The sequence below is a fragment of the Streptosporangium sp. NPDC000563 genome (assembly GCF_040299985.1).
Classification (GTDB): domain Bacteria; phylum Actinomycetota; class Actinomycetes; order Streptosporangiales; family Streptosporangiaceae; genus Streptosporangium.
Map to the genome: position 1 here is coordinate 459972 of NZ_JBEPDA010000004.1, position 13706 is coordinate 473677.

At 69.1% G+C, this 13706-nt stretch carries 9 protein-coding genes and 1 pseudogene; 6 read left to right on the forward strand and 4 right to left on the reverse strand.

Annotated features, from left to right (window positions below; all coding sequences use genetic code 11):
• The first annotated feature begins 247 nt into the window (after positions 1 to 247).
• From ABT352_RS14975 to ABT352_RS15000, 6 genes are all read left to right on the forward strand, one after another.
• A complete protein-coding gene (locus ABT352_RS14975; protein WP_350945373.1) occupies positions 248 to 1075 on the forward strand; it encodes a sirohydrochlorin chelatase in 828 nt (275 codons plus the stop codon).
• A gap of 75 nt (positions 1076 to 1150) precedes the next feature.
• Positions 1151 to 2233, forward strand: a complete 1083-nt coding sequence (gene cobT / locus ABT352_RS14980) for a nicotinate-nucleotide--dimethylbenzimidazole phosphoribosyltransferase (protein ID WP_350945374.1) — start codon at positions 1151 to 1153, stop codon at positions 2231 to 2233.
• 229 nt (positions 2234 to 2462) lie between these two features.
• On the forward strand, positions 2463 to 3695 hold the full coding sequence (gene cobA, locus ABT352_RS14985) for a uroporphyrinogen-III C-methyltransferase (RefSeq protein ID WP_350945375.1): 1233 nt from the start codon (positions 2463 to 2465) through the stop codon (positions 3693 to 3695).
• Positions 3696 to 4942: 1247 nt separating this feature from the next.
• On the forward strand, positions 4943 to 7414 hold the full coding sequence (locus ABT352_RS14990; RefSeq protein WP_350945376.1) for a dynamin family protein: 2472 nt from the start codon (positions 4943 to 4945) through the stop codon (positions 7412 to 7414).
• Positions 7411 to 9048, forward strand: a complete 1638-nt coding sequence (locus tag ABT352_RS14995; protein ID WP_350945377.1) for a GTP-binding protein — start codon at positions 7411 to 7413, stop codon at positions 9046 to 9048. The genes ABT352_RS14990 and ABT352_RS14995 overlap by 4 nt, the downstream gene beginning before the upstream one ends.
• Positions 9049 to 9325: 277 nt before the next feature.
• Positions 9326 to 10207 (forward strand): single-stranded DNA-binding protein, encoded by an 882-nt coding sequence (locus ABT352_RS15000; protein WP_350945378.1) that lies wholly within the window; start codon positions 9326 to 9328, stop codon positions 10205 to 10207.
• A 127-nt stretch (positions 10208 to 10334) separates the two neighbouring features.
• On the opposite strand, the gene ABT352_RS15005 is transcribed toward ABT352_RS15000, so the two are convergent.
• The 4 genes and pseudogenes from ABT352_RS15005 to ABT352_RS15020 form a co-directional block, all read right to left on the reverse strand.
• Complete coding sequence (locus ABT352_RS15005) at positions 10335 to 10907, reverse strand: hypothetical protein (RefSeq protein WP_350945379.1); 573 nt, start codon at positions 10905 to 10907, stop codon at positions 10335 to 10337.
• 437 nt (positions 10908 to 11344) lie between these two features.
• A complete protein-coding gene (locus tag ABT352_RS15010; RefSeq protein ID WP_350945380.1) occupies positions 11345 to 11950 on the reverse strand; it encodes a hypothetical protein in 606 nt (201 codons plus the stop codon).
• Between the two features lie 66 nt (positions 11951 to 12016).
• Positions 12017 to 12247 (reverse strand): annotated as a pseudogene (locus tag ABT352_RS15015) (NucA/NucB deoxyribonuclease domain-containing protein); the annotation flags it as partial.
• A gap of 43 nt (positions 12248 to 12290) precedes the next feature.
• Positions 12291 to 13355, reverse strand: coding sequence for a DUF6461 domain-containing protein (locus tag ABT352_RS15020; protein ID WP_350945381.1), 1065 nt, complete (start codon positions 13353 to 13355; stop codon positions 12291 to 12293).
• Positions 13356 to 13706 lie beyond the last annotated feature (351 nt).

Here is a 13706-nt window from a genome sequence, read left to right on the forward strand (position 1 = left end):
GGAACGGCGGCGTGGCCATGCTGGACGTCTCCCGCGAGCCGGGCTAGCGTGCCAGGGCGTGTGATCCAGATGGCCTGGAGGGTGAGGGAGTGTCGCCACCACCGGTCCAATCCGCACCACCCGTCACACCCGTGTGAGAAAAGACGTATTTACCGATCCGTTACCTGTCCATGGAGTGGCTTTATCGGATATTGTCGCGAGTCGCCACTGCGTAACCCCAGGTCAAGGTCATTGGAGTCCCCGTTCCATGAAACCGCCGCTGCTGCTCATCGGGCAGGGCTCGCACGACGACAATGGATCTGCTGAATTCGGTAGGTTCGTCCATCGGCTGCGCTGCCGCCTGGATCAGAAGGCCGTGGACGTCTCCGGTGGCTACATCGCCAGGGCCAGGCCGCGCCTCAGCGACTCCGTCGCCTCGTTGGTCGCTCGCGGGCACCACCGGATGGTGGCCCAGCCGATGAGCCTGGCCGGAGACGTGTGGCTCGGCGCGGACATCCCCTCGGCTATGGCTCGCGAGCAGGAGAGGCACCCCATGCTGACCTGCGACTACGGCCGTCCCCTCGGCTCGGACCCGCGCATCCTCGCGCTGCTCGCCGAGCGTCTGGCCGACGCGGCGGCCGAGGTCGCCAGCCTCCGGCTCGTCCCGGCCGCCGCCGGGGTGTTCGACGACGAGCCCGAGCACATCGAGATCGGCGAGACCGCCGTGGTCCTGGTCGGCGACGGCTCCACCAGTCCCGAGACGAACGCCGACGTGCACCGGGTCTCCCGCCTCTTCTGGGAGACCCACGCCCACGAGTACATGACGGTGGAGACGGCCTTCGTCTCCCTCACCCCGCCCGGCGTGCCCGGCGGCATCGAGCGCTGCCGCCGCCTCGGCGCCAAGCGCGTGATCGTCGTCCCCTACCTGCTGTTCGCCGGTGGCCTGCTCGACCGCGTCTGGGCGCAGGCGATGGCCTACGCGGCCGGGCACCCGAATCTGGACGTCCGCTGCGCCGACGTCATCGGCGACTGCGAGGGCCTGGCCGACGTGGTCATCGAGCGCTACGAGGAGGCGCTCAGCGGCATCGCCTGGTGATCCGTCGGTTCTCGGCGGGTCGGTATGACTTTTCGGTATTTTCCCGAAAATCCGGATTCAAGGGAGAATGATCACATGACCACCCTTGAGGAGACCATCGCGGCGATTCGTCCCGCGGACCCGGCGGCCGTCGCGGAGGCCCGCGCCCACCAGGACCGCCTGACCAAGCCCCGTGGCGCGCTGGGCGCCCTGGAGGACGTGGCGGTACGGCTGGCGGGAGCCGCGGCGGTGAGTCCTCCGCCCCTCCCCGCTCCCGCGGCTCTGGCGATCTTCGCGGCCGACCACGGCGTCCACGCCAGAGGCGTGAGCCCGTGGCCGAGGGAGGTCACGCTGCAGATGGTCGGCAACTTCCTCGCGGGCGGCGCCGTGGCCAACGCCTTCGCCGTCCAGGCCGGCGTCTCGGTGACGGTCGTCGACGTCGGCGTGGCCGCCGACCTCGACCCCGCGCCCGGCCTGACGATCAGCAAGGTCGCGTACGGCACCGCAGACCTGTCCGCCGGACCCGCGATGACGCCCGAGCAGGCGGTCGCGGCACTGGAGGCCGGCATCGCCGTGGCCCGCGACCTCGTCGAGGGAGGCGCCCGCTGCCTGATCACCGGCGACATGGGCATCGCCAACACCACCGCCTCGGCCGCGCTGATCTGCGCGTTCACCGGGCACGACGCGGCCGTGGTGACCGGCAGGGGCACCGGTGTCGACGACGAGACCCTCGCGCGCAAGGTCGAGGTGGTCCGCGAGGCCCTGCGGGCGAACGGCCTGGAGCACGGACGGGACAGTGCCTCGGAGATGTCCGCGCTGCGGACGCTGGGCGCGGTCGGCGGCCTGGAGCACGCGGCGATCGCCGGATTCGTCCTCGCCGGGGCCGCCCTTCGCGTACCGGTCATCCTGGACGGTGTCATCGCCGGGGCGGCGGCGCTGGCGGCGGCGGCCCTCGCCCCCGACGTCGTCGACCACTGTGTGGCGGGGCACCGTTCGGCCGAGCCCGGACACGCCGTCGCGCTGGATCACCTCGGACTGCGGCCCCTGGTCGAGCTGGAACTCCGGCTCGGCGAGGGTACGGGTGGCCTGCTCGCCCACCCCATCGTCTGCGCGGCCGTCAGGGTGATGCACGAGGTCGCGACCTTCGACTCCGCCGGTGTGACGGACAAGGAAACCTGATCCAACCGTCACGGTCGCGGCTTGTCCGCAGATCAGCCGCGCGAATCCTCCGGCTTCGGTCGCGGGGAGGAAGCCAAGTACGGAAGGCTTGGAGGGACAGGTTGACAGCGGTCAGCCCAGTCTTGACAGCTGTTAACACGGGCGCAGTGAAGCGGGCGCCATTAGCCGGTAGGTTTACCTCCTAGCACGCCATGCTTCGCAATTCCTCGTGAATGGGAGATCGGTCGCCATGTCGCCCTACCTGCTTGGCTTGCGCCTTTCCGGGCGGCGAGTGCTCGTCGTGGGTGGAGGACGCGTCGCCCAGCGGCGGGTGCCGGCGCTGCTCGACGCGGGCGCCCTGGTCACCGTCGTCTCGACGAGCGTCACGCACGCCCTCGACGACCTCATCGCCACGGGGCGCGTGACCTGGGAGGCGAGGCGCTACCAGGTCGGCGACGTCGACGGGGCCTGGCTGGTGCAGGCCTGCACCAACGACCGCGCGGTGAACGCCGCGGTGGCCGCGGAGGCGGAGGCCAAACGCATCTGGTGCGTACGCGCCGACGACAAGGACGCCTCGGCGGCCTGGACCCCGGCCAGCGGCAAGGTGGACGAGATCAGCGTGGCGATCACCGCCGGAGGCGACCCCCGCCGCGCCGCCGGGATCAGGGACGCCGTCGTCGGAGCCCTCAGGGACGGCACGGTCGACGCCAGGCGCAACCGTACCAAGCCGGTGGGCGTCGCCCTGGTCGGCGGAGGACCCGGCGACCCCGGCCTGATCACGGTCCGCGGGCGGCAGCTGCTTGCCCAGGCCGACGTGGTCGTCGCCGACCGCCTCGCCCCGCAGCCCCTGCTCGACGAGCTCTCGCCGGACGTCGAGCTGATCGACGCGGCCAAGATCCCCTATGGTCGTTACATGGCCCAGGAGCGGATCAACGAACTGCTGATCGAGCACGCCAAACAGGGCAAATTCGTGGTCAGGCTCAAGGGCGGCGACCCGTTCGTCTTCGGTCGCGGTGGCGAGGAGATGCTCGCCTGCGCCCGCGAGGGCATCCCGGTCATCGTGGTTCCCGGTATCACCAGTCCGATCGCGGTGCCCGCCGCGGCGAACGTCCCCGTGACCCATCGCGGAGTGAGCCAGGAATTTCACGTGATTTCCGTACATGTTCCGCCCGGCGATGAGAGATCCACCGTCGACTGGCCTAATCTGGCAAGATCCGGCGGAACACTGGTGCTTATGATGGCGGTCGAACGAATCGGCGCGATAACCGAAGCGCTGATTCGTGACGGCCGTTCGCCGGAAACTCCCGTAATGGTGGTACAGGACGGTACCCTTCCCACCCAACGCGCTCTTTACGCCACGCTGTCCACCGTGGCGGAGCGCGTGAGCGCGGCTGGGATTCGACCACCTGCGATCGTGATCGTCGGGGATGTCGTGAAGGTCGGCCAGGAGGTCGAGATGGTTCGAGCGGAGCGAGTACCGTGAAATCGGCGTCCAACAGGCCCCCCCAACCGGGTGGTGGCCGTGACCCTCGCCTCGCCGGCACCCCCCAGGAGCCGCCTGACGACACCTCGTCGGACGACAGGGAATCCCCCGGCGAGCAGACGGTGACCTTCGGCGCCATCCGTGCCGACGACGACGCGGCCTCCATCCGCGCCCGCACCCGGCCTCCGGGTGCCCAGCCACCGGGGACAGCCGTTCCCAGGGCGGCCGGCGGCCCCGCCGTGCCCCGGGGCAGGACACCGGGTCCCGCGACCCCGGCCGGAGGAGGCGGCACCGCCGCGCCCTCGGGCAGGACGGCGGGTCCGGCGGGAGGCGGTCCCGCGACCTCCGCCGAGGCGAGCGACCCCGCGGCCCCACCCGCCTCCAAGGAGACGATGGAGGCATTCCACGCCGCGGCCGCCGCCGCACAGGCCAAGATCGAAGCCATCACCGCCTCCCGCGCCCGCGAAGCGGCCGCCAAGCCCGCCTCCCAGGGCACTCAGGGCAACCGCCCGACGAGTCCCTCCCGAGGCGGCCCCGCCACGGCCCCCGGTCAGGGCGGCGCTCAGGGCGGCCCCGCTGCCCCCGGTGCCTCTCGCGGAGGTGCTCCCTCCGCGCCCGGCACGACCCCTGGTCAGGGGGTTCGTCCTTCCGCGGGTGTCCCCCGTGGAGGTGCTCCCGCCTCGCCCGGCGCGGCCCCCCGCCCCGGGACCCCCGCTCCCCGTGGCGTCCCCGCCTCGCCGGGTGCTCCTGCTTCTCCGGGCGCTCCCCGTGGGGGCACACCCCCGGCTGCTCCTCGTGGGGGCACGCCTACGGCTCCTCAGGGCACTCCCCGAGGGCAGGGCGCCCCCGGTGGCCCTCCGGGGGCCTCTCGCGGAGGCGCCGCAGCCGGCTCTCCCGGCGCCGCCTTCCGCCCGGGTGCACCCGTTCCTCCGAGCGCTCCGGGCGGTGCCGACGCCGCTCCCGGCGCGGCCTTCCGTTCGGGTGCACCTGTGCCTCCGAGCGCACGTGCCGGCGCGGACGTCGCCCCCGGTGCGGCCTTCCGTCCCGGTGCTCCTGTCCCTCCATCCGCACCCGCTGATGCGGATGCCGCTCCCGGTGCGCTTTTCCGTCCGGGTGCACCCGTTCCTCCGAACGTCCCTCGCACCGGTGGCCCCGCCAGGCCCTCGTCCGGTGCTCCCGCACCCCAGACCTCCGGTGCTCCCGCACCCCCGGCCGAACCCGGCGCGATCTTCCGTCCGGGTGCTCCGGTGCCTCCGAGCGCGCCTGCCGGTGGGGATGCCGCTCCCGGTGCGCTTTTCCGTCCCGGTGCACCCGTTCCTCCGACGAACGTCCCTCGCACCGCCGACCCCGCCACCTCCCCGTCCGGAACCGACACCGAGGCTCCCGCCTCCCAGGAAGTCCCGGACCCTGCGCGGGAGACAGGGGTCTCCGCCTCCGGCACCGCTGTTGAGGAAGCCCTCTCCCGGTCCGAGGGCGGCGCCCCCGGCAGCGACTCCGGCACCGGAGGCGCTCCGCCCCTTCGCGCGAGCAGGGCGGAGGAGAAGCAGGAACGATCCGACAAGGACGCGGAGCCGGACGAGGTCGTTCCCGGCACGACCTCGCAGGAACGTCGGAACGACTCCGAGGACCACGCGGGGAGCGACGGCGGCACACCGGGCACCACCGGCCTCGTCGAGGACGACGAGGCCGAGAGCGGTGAGGGCCGGCGCGACGCCACGGTCGCCACCGCAGACACCGGCATCGCCGACGAAACCGCGAGTGACGCCGAGCCCTCCGCGACCGCCGACGAGACGCCGGGCGAGAACGAGGACGGGGGCGACGACGCGGCCGGTGACGATGTCCGGGACGAGGCCGGAACCGTCGACGGCGGCGAGGAGATCAAGAACGAGGAGACCCAGGGCGAGGAAACCCAGGGCGAGACCGACGAACTCCGAAGTGAGGACGACGAACGTCGAGGCGAGGACGAGGAACCCCGGGACGAGGACGAAGAGCGCCGAGGCGAGGGCGAGGAGGCGGCGCCGGACGGGACGCGGGAGACCGCGCTTCCCGAGGCCGTCTCCGAGGCACTGAGCAACGCGCTCACCGCCGTACGCGCCGGCGTCACCGACCTCACCTTCGGCCTTGACCTCCCCGGCGCGGAGGAGGCGAGGCGGGTCCAGGGCGAGATCCTCGCCCAGCTCGACGACTACGTGATCCCGCGCGTCCACACGAGCACCGCGCCCGCGCTCGTCGTGGTCGCGGGTTCCACCGGCGCGGGCAAGTCCACGCTTCTCAACACCCTGGCCAAAGCCAAGATCAGCGCGACCGGAGTACGCCGCCCGACGACCGGCACGCCCATCCTGGCCTGCCACCCCGACGACCACGAGTGGTTCACCGAGAGCGACCTGCTCGGCAGCCTGCGGCGGCTCAGCGAGCCCGACCCCGAGGCCGCCTCGGGGAGCCTCGTGCTCGTCTCCACCGAGCACCTTCCCTCTGGTGTCGCCCTGCTCGACACCCCCGACATCGACTCGGTCGTCGAGGAGCACCACGAGATCGCCCACCGCATGCTCGACGCGGCCGATCTGTGGATCTTCGTCACCACCGCCGCCCGGTACGCCGACGCCCCGGCCTGGCGGCTGCTGCGCCTGGCCAAGGAGCGTGGAGCCCGCCTGGCCATCGTGCTCTCCCGGGTGCCGCCCAGGTCCCGAGAAGTGATCACCAAGCACTTCGTCAGGATGCTCACCGAGTACGGCCTCGGCGAGGTCGAGCGGTTCGTCATCAACGAGACCAGGGTCACCGACGGGATGCTCCCCGACGCCGAGGTGAGCGAACTGCGCCAGTGGCTCACGGATCTCTCGGTCGACGACCGGCGCCGCGCGCAGGCCGTACGGGCGACCCTGGACGGGGTGCTGAACAGCTTCCGCACCCGCGTTCCCGCCCTCGCCAAGCACCTGGAGGTTCAGGTCGCCTTCCGGAGGGACCTGCGCGGCGACGTGGACGGCGCCTACGCCCGCGCGATGGCCGACGTCGACAAGAGCACCGAGGACGGTTCGCTGCTCAGGGGTGAGGTGCTCGCCCGCTGGCAGGACTTCGCCGGGTCCGGCGACCTCATGCGTACCCTCCACCTGCGCAGGCCGAGCCGCTTCGGCGGCAAGGCGAACCAGCAGGCGCCCGAGCGGATCAGCGCGCTGAAGTCCGCGTTGCGTGCGGGGCTGGAGTCGGTGGTCGTCTCGGCGGCGCAGCGGGCCTCTGAGGAGGCCGCCTCGCGCTGGCTGAACCGCCCCGGCGCGCAGGAGGCCCTGGCCGCGTCCCCCGATCTCGGCCGTCCTTCCGACGACTTCGCGCGCAGGACCGGCCGGGCCGTCGCGGCCTGGCAGGAGCACATCATCGAGCTGATACGCACCGAGGGGGTGACCAAACGGGCGGTGGCGAGGGTGATCTCGTTCGACGACGAGTCCCTCTCGCTGATCCTGACCATCGGGCTGCTCGGTTACGGTTCCTCGGACGAGCGGAACGGCGCCGGGGCACTGCCGCAACGGCTGGTGCACGCGCTGCTCGGCGCGGAGTCGCTGCGCAACCTCGGCGTGAAGGCCCGGAGCGATCTCCGGGCCCGGATCGGCATGCTCTTCGACGACGAGATGGCGCGTTACGCCCAGGCTCTCGACGGTGCGGGCATCCCTGACGAATCCGCCGCCACCCGCCTTTACCAGGCAACGTACAACCTTGAGGTCGCCCGATGAGTGTTGGCACCACCCAGTCAGGCCAGGGTCTCGGCAGCCGGCTCGCCGCGCTGGCTCGGATCGTGGAGCTGGGGCCGGGCAAGGTCGAGCCCAAGCTCCTCACCGAGTCGGGTCAGCTGCTGCTGCGCGCCGGTGACAGGCTGAAGCTCTCCTCCGAGCACACCGTGGTCGCGCTCGCGGGAGGTACGGGCAGCGGCAAGTCGACGCTCTTCAACTCGATCTCCGGCCTGGAACTGTCGCCGACGGGGGTGCGCCGCCCGACCACGGCCCGTACGCACGCCTGCGTCTGGGGCCTGGACGGGGCGGGCCCGCTGCTCGACTGGCTGCAGATCCAGTGGCGGCACCGCTTCGCGCGGGCCAGCGCCCTGGACAAGGACGAGGGCCAGCTTCACGGGCTGATCCTGCTCGACCTGCCCGACCACGACTCCATCCGGGCGCTGACCGACACCGAGGCCGACCGGCTCATCCAGATCGCCGACCTCGTCGTCTGGGTGCTCGACCCGCAGAAGTACGCCGACGCCTCCACGCACCGGCGCTACGTGACCGATCTGGCCGGGCACGAGGCCGTGACGATCTTCGTACTCAACCAGGCCGACAAGCTCGACCAGGAAGAACTGGCCGAGTGCGTCGAGGACCTGGACGGCCTGCTCCGCCGCGAGGGGGTCGAGAACCCCGTGATCGTAACCACCTCGGCGATCATGGGCAGGGGCGTCGACGAGCTCAAGGCCGTCCTCGCCGAGACCGTCTCCAAGCGCAGGGCCGCGACCCAGCGGCTGGAGGCCGATCTCGACCGGCTCACGCTCCGCCTCGCGAAGGTCATGCCCGCCGACGGTGCCTCCTCGCCCTCCGCCATCGACGACGCCCGCAGGATCGGTCTCACCGACGCGCTCTGCGACGCGGTCGGCGTCCCCGCGGTTGGCGAGGCGATGGAGAACGTGTACGCGGCGCGGTCCGGTGAGTGGGTCGGCTGGCCCTACACCCGCTGGGCCGCCAAGCTCCGCCCCGACCCGCTGAAGAGCCTGCGCCTGGGCAAACTGCGAGACGAGATCCGCGGCCTGAGCGGCGGTTCGGTCAGCGCGCAGCCCGCCGAGGTGGACACCGCCGTTCAGGCGCTCACCGACGGCCTGACCTCGGGCATGCACGAGGCGTGGCAGAACGGGATCAGGGACGCCGCGCGCTCCCGCTCCGCGCAGCTGCCCGAGGTGCTCTCCGAGGAGCTGTCCGAGGTCGCGCCGAGGCTGGACAGGGTGCCCGGCTGGTGGCGGTTGCTGCTGGCCTGGCAGTACTTCCTGGTCCTGCTCTTCGTCGCGGGCCTGGCCTGGGTCGGTACGGCCCTCGCCTACGGCGTCTTCGGGCTGGGAACCCCGCCGCAAGGGCTGGAGATGTTCGCCGACGCGGCCTCACTGCCGTGGGTCGGGTTGATGATCTTCTCCGTCCTGGGGCTCGGGGCGCTCACCGCGATAGCGAGCCGCAACTTCGTCGTGCTCGGCGCGGGCAACGAACGTGACGCACTGGAGCGCGAGATGCGCCGCAGGGTCGCCGGGATCGCCGAGAACATGGTGATCGAGCCGGTGGAGCGGGAGCTGACCCGTTACAACGAGTTCAACTCGGCGATGCGGAGCCTGAAGGACTGATCCTTCCCCGCCGGGTTGTTCACGGCCTTCTCCTGCGTGTCGTGGAGCTGTTTTCAACGAGGGCGAAGTCGACAGCCCTGGTTGCCCACGGCTTTCCCACGCGTGTCGTGAACCTGCTTTCAGCGGGGATGAGGTGGGCGGGTCCCGGTTGTCCACAGCCTCCTCGCGCTCCCTGGGCTTTTCCACAGAGCGTGATTCGGTAATCCGCGCGAGGGGCGGACAGAGCGATCGTGTCCTTCATGCCGCCGGCGCTCGGCCGGCTCTCATGGGAGGCACGATGAACGACATCTACGTCACGCTGACCGGTAACGTCGCGGCCCCGCCGCGCCAGCACACCTTCCCCGACGGCTCCCGGGTGACCTCACTCAAGATCGCCTCAACGAGCCGCTACTACGATCGGGACAACCAGCAGTGGCGCAACGGTGAGACGACCTACTTCGGCGTCCGCTGCTTCCGCGGTCTCGCCGACAACGTCGCCCAGTCGGTCCAGATGGGCCAGCCGGTCGTGGTCCAGGGACGGCTGCGGATCCGCGAGTTCGCCCATGAGGGAGAGCGCCGGTTCATGCCCGAGGTGGAGGCCAACTCGCTCGGCCACGACCTGCGCTGGGGGCTCGGGAGCTTCACCAAGCCGCAGCGCGGCGGGCCGGTCGCGGCTCTGGGCAGCGCGGAGCGGATCGAGCTTGACCGTGAGACCTCCGACTGGGCCATGAGCGGCGGCGCCCCCGTCGCGGCCGGGGCTCTCGGCGCCCCGTCTCCGCTGAAGACCGGCTCCGACACCGAGCCCTCCGCGCCGCACGAGGTGGAGATCACGCCGGACGGTGAGGCGACCCACGACGCGATCTCCGCAGGCTCCACCGCTCACCCGGAGCAGGCCACCACTCATGTCTGGGAGGCCGTCGAGGTCCCGCCGCGTCCGGCCGACCCCGGGCTCACCGGACAGGGCCACGGTCCCGCCAGGGAGGAAGCGGCGGAGGGACAGGCCGTGGCCGGAAGGGCGAAGGCGGCGAGAAGCACGACGACGAAGCGGCGAGGCACGACGGGGACACGAGGCCCGAACGCCGGCGAGGCACCCGTCGGGAGCGGACCGGGCGCGCTGAAGACCCACCCGGATACGAGCGACGAGACGCCCTGGCCGACCCGGGCACCCATCGCGGCCTGAGCCGCTTCAGGCGGGGAGGTCTGGACCGCGGACCTCCCCGCCGACCGGGAGCTCAAAGCCGGAGTGCGGGGTGGTGGGCGATGGTCGCGGTCCGCGCTTCTTCAGTGACGCGAGAGGGCAGGTTCGCTCAGCGTGGCCAGGCGTCGCGGGGTACGCGGTAAAGGACGCGTGAGGTCGCGAACCAGTCCCGGTCGAGGAATCTGCCGGTGATCCGCCCCGCCAGGATGAGGTAATACTCCACCTGCTCCCGGAACCCGGCATCATCCGGATCCAGGTCCAGCGCGTAACCCTGGAACGCCTCCTCGCCCACCCTGCCCACATACTCTCCGTCGTGGTAGTAGACCATCCCTTCGTCGGCAAGTTCATACAGGCCGGCCATGTGCCAATGAGCGAGGATGCCCCTTCCTCCGGTGCTCGATTCTTCGGACAGCGTGAAACCCCTGTTCATGGTGACCGAGACAGACCAGCCCGGGGAATGCGTCCCGATCCAGACCAGAGTCTCCTGCTCGTCACTCTCAATCAGGTCGAACGCGGTATCGAGATCGCAGAGAACCCCAGAGCACGAATCCGCCCGGAAACGCTTCGCAGCTTCATCGACATCCTCCGTATCGATCCAGGCCACATCGAAGCGGCTGTTGAGGAGATACTCCTCCAGGAGATCCCACTGGCTCTCCGCAGGCATCGCTCGTACCAGGTTCAACGGACAACTCCTTGCGAAGTTCGAGCAAGTCTGTGAGTGGAGGCGGTTAAACCGCCTCCACTCACAGGCATTCAGCTGGACAATCTGATCATTGTTTGGATCAGCTTACGATCCTGACCAAGAACTGATTGCCGGGCGCGACGCGATAGTCGGCGCAAAAGCCGAGAAGTTCCGCGAGCTGTGCCCCGGCTGCCGCCGCAGCTCGGCGTTCTCGATCCCGAGTCGGGCGTTTTCGCGTTTCAATGCGCTCAATTTTGATGCTAGTGCTTCGATTAAAGTCACAAGCTCGTCGTGCAGTGGTTGCTTTTCCTTGGCGGGAATCGCTCAAGGATAACTCTATGGGGCCGATATTTGTGGCCGTGCCACGCCAGTCGTACGAGGTCGGCGAGTGGTCTGTTGGGAATCTCCAGGGCATTTCACCGCCTACATCTGAGTCTTCAATCCTCCCATGCCCCGTCAGGGATGCGATAGAAAGTACGAGTCGACGTCCACCATTCCCGGTCGGCGAAGCGTCCGGTGATGCGGCCCATCATGCAGAAGAAGAGATGCACGTCCCAGGGCGTTCCTTTGTTGTCGAGTTCTAGCCCTGCCGTGTAGGGCAGGTAGTCGGGGAGGTCCATTGGTCCGCCTTCTACTAATGGCGGGGTGATATCACCAAGTTGTTCCCCGTCGTAGTTGAGGTACAGCGGCTCAAGCCCTTCACCAATTTCTCCCGAGAAGTATATTTCGAAGACGCGTCGCTTTCCCAAGTTGCGAATCGCGGGGTGGTACGAGTACATGCCGAAGGCGAAGGTGTGTGTCCAACCAGGTGCATGTTGGCCCATCCAGATAGCCTTTTCCGGCAGGCCCTCGTAAGTCTCAAACACGGTTTTTAGGTCGCACTCCAGGCGCGATCCTGGATCCACTCTGAGAAGCCGGGCCAGTTCCGCCTGGTCGTCGCTTTCCATCCAGAGGGCGTGGAATCCCTGATCGAGCCACTGCCCATACTCGACCAGTAGGTCCCACTGGTTTTCCGTGGGAAGCCCCTGTTCTGCATTCGTCATTCTCTGCGTCCTCATGTAGAAGAGGGAATGCGGGGCTGCGCTCGGCAGTCATGCATTTAACGGCGGTCAATTCACGATCTTCACCCAGAAAGGGCTGTCGCTGACCTTGGTGATGGTGTTGACAGGGTCATAGGTGAGGATCCGGTAATGGCCATAGAATGTCTTAAGTGCGTCTCCGCATAGCAGGTTATGGGTCTTCTGGACGCCACGAACGGAGTAGTTCATCTTGCCCTTGGCTACTCCTTCTTGAGTGGAGGCAAGGGGGTATTCGTCACACTGCGTGTTTTTATGGCCGTATTCTACGTAAACACGGGTGACCGCGAAGTGCGTGTTTGGTGACTCACACCCGCTTCTTCATCTCCTCGTAGGAGTGGCGCAGGATGCTGAGACGGATGTTGTTCTCGCTGTCCAGCCAGATCATGCCGATCCGCCAGATCGTGTCCATGGCTGCCGTGAAGGCGTCCTCGTTCAATGCCGCCAGCAGCACGTTGGCCGCGAAGACCTGCCGCTGCAGCCCATCGGCGTCCACGGGAGCCGTGGGCAGAGCCGCCGAGACCTGGGTGAGCAGGTCGTGCTGGAGTTCTTCAAGTGCCTCCCGAATTCGCCACGCCGGCGTATCGGCCCGCCAGGTGTTCAGCGCCGCGAAGGCTTCATCGATCAGTGGGCCGGCCAACCCGGTCTGCGCGCAGGCCGTTTCGGCGGTCAGAATGGCGACCTCACGGAGCCGGTCCGGCGTGGGATCGGCGAAGAGCTCCGCGAGTCTCGGTTCCCGCAGCAGTAGCTCGTCTCGCATCCGGATGAACTCGCGCCGCTCGTCGGTCGGTGCCGGGGTATCGCTGTCGGGCACGACCACGGTCAGTGCGCTGAGATGGTCGGCGGTGAGCCAGTCGTTGCCGAGACGCTGTCCGGTGAGCAGTTCGCCCATGGCCAACGCCGCGACCTTCCAGTCATCATCGAAGGGCAGGGCCTCGATCCAGGCGGTGAGGCGCTCCGGCTCCTCACCCTCGACACCCTCCGGGTCGAACGGGTCGACGGTCGCGAGGACCCGCCCCTGTTCGGCATAGGCGATCTGGGCATCGCCGCTGGCATTCCAGAACACGCTCAGCGCCCGCCCGTCGCGGGACAGGTTGGCCAGCACGTTGAGGCGTGACCCCTGGAAGCCGTTCGGCTCGATGGCCAAGACCCAGTCGCCCAATCGTCCAGCCAGCACGGCACCGGCCTGCTGGGGCATCGCGTCGTAGGCGGCCTCGGAGGTCTGCCGGAAGCTCCGTCGCACGACCGTGTGCGACTGCCCGCCGACCTCGGAGAGCACCTCGTCCACACCGATCCCGGCACACCAGATGAGGCACATCGGCTGGTCGAGGATGCCTGCCAGCAGCGAACGGTAGTGCTGGGGATCGTCCATGCGATGTTCCTCATTCTCACGGGATGGGGGTGCCCGGTCTGCCGATCACCTCCGCCCTGGCACGGCAGGACCGACGGATTCCGATCACGAATATGTCGACAGCGGGGACCTGCGCATCGCATGGTCCCCGCTATCGACATTCAGCAGACCGAGCCAAGTAGCTCAGCTTCGCATCTTTTCGCATTTCGCCCGGCACCGATGATTCTCTGTGTACCGGCCTCCGAAGCGGGCTCGGTCTTGGCATCACACGAGCGGATCTAGGAGCTGTTCGAGGTTCGGATCATGTGGGTGAAGTGAGGAGTTTCAGCCACATGATCGAGCCTCGGAGGTAGAGCCCGGCCTCGTAGCTTT

Excerpts from the sequence above, each read along its gene's own strand:
- ABT352_RS14975 (WP_350945373.1), top strand. The coding sequence starts at position 248 with ATGAAACCGCCGCTGCTGCTCATCGGGCAGGGCTCGCACGACGACAAT.
- cobT (WP_350945374.1), top strand. The coding sequence starts at position 1,151 with ATGACCACCCTTGAGGAGACCATCGCGGCGATTCGTCCCGCGGACCCG.
- cobA (WP_350945375.1), top strand. The coding sequence starts at position 2,463 with ATGTCGCCCTACCTGCTTGGCTTGCGCCTTTCCGGGCGGCGAGTGCTC.
- ABT352_RS14995 (WP_350945377.1), top strand. The coding sequence starts at position 7,411 with ATGAGTGTTGGCACCACCCAGTCAGGCCAGGGTCTCGGCAGCCGGCTC.
- ABT352_RS15000 (WP_350945378.1), top strand. The coding sequence starts at position 9,326 with ATGAACGACATCTACGTCACGCTGACCGGTAACGTCGCGGCCCCGCCG.
- ABT352_RS15010 (WP_350945380.1), bottom strand. The coding sequence starts at position 11,950 with ATGACGAATGCAGAACAGGGGCTTCCCACGGAAAACCAGTGGGACCTA.
- ABT352_RS15020 (WP_350945381.1), bottom strand. The coding sequence starts at position 13,355 with ATGGACGATCCCCAGCACTACCGTTCGCTGCTGGCAGGCATCCTCGAC.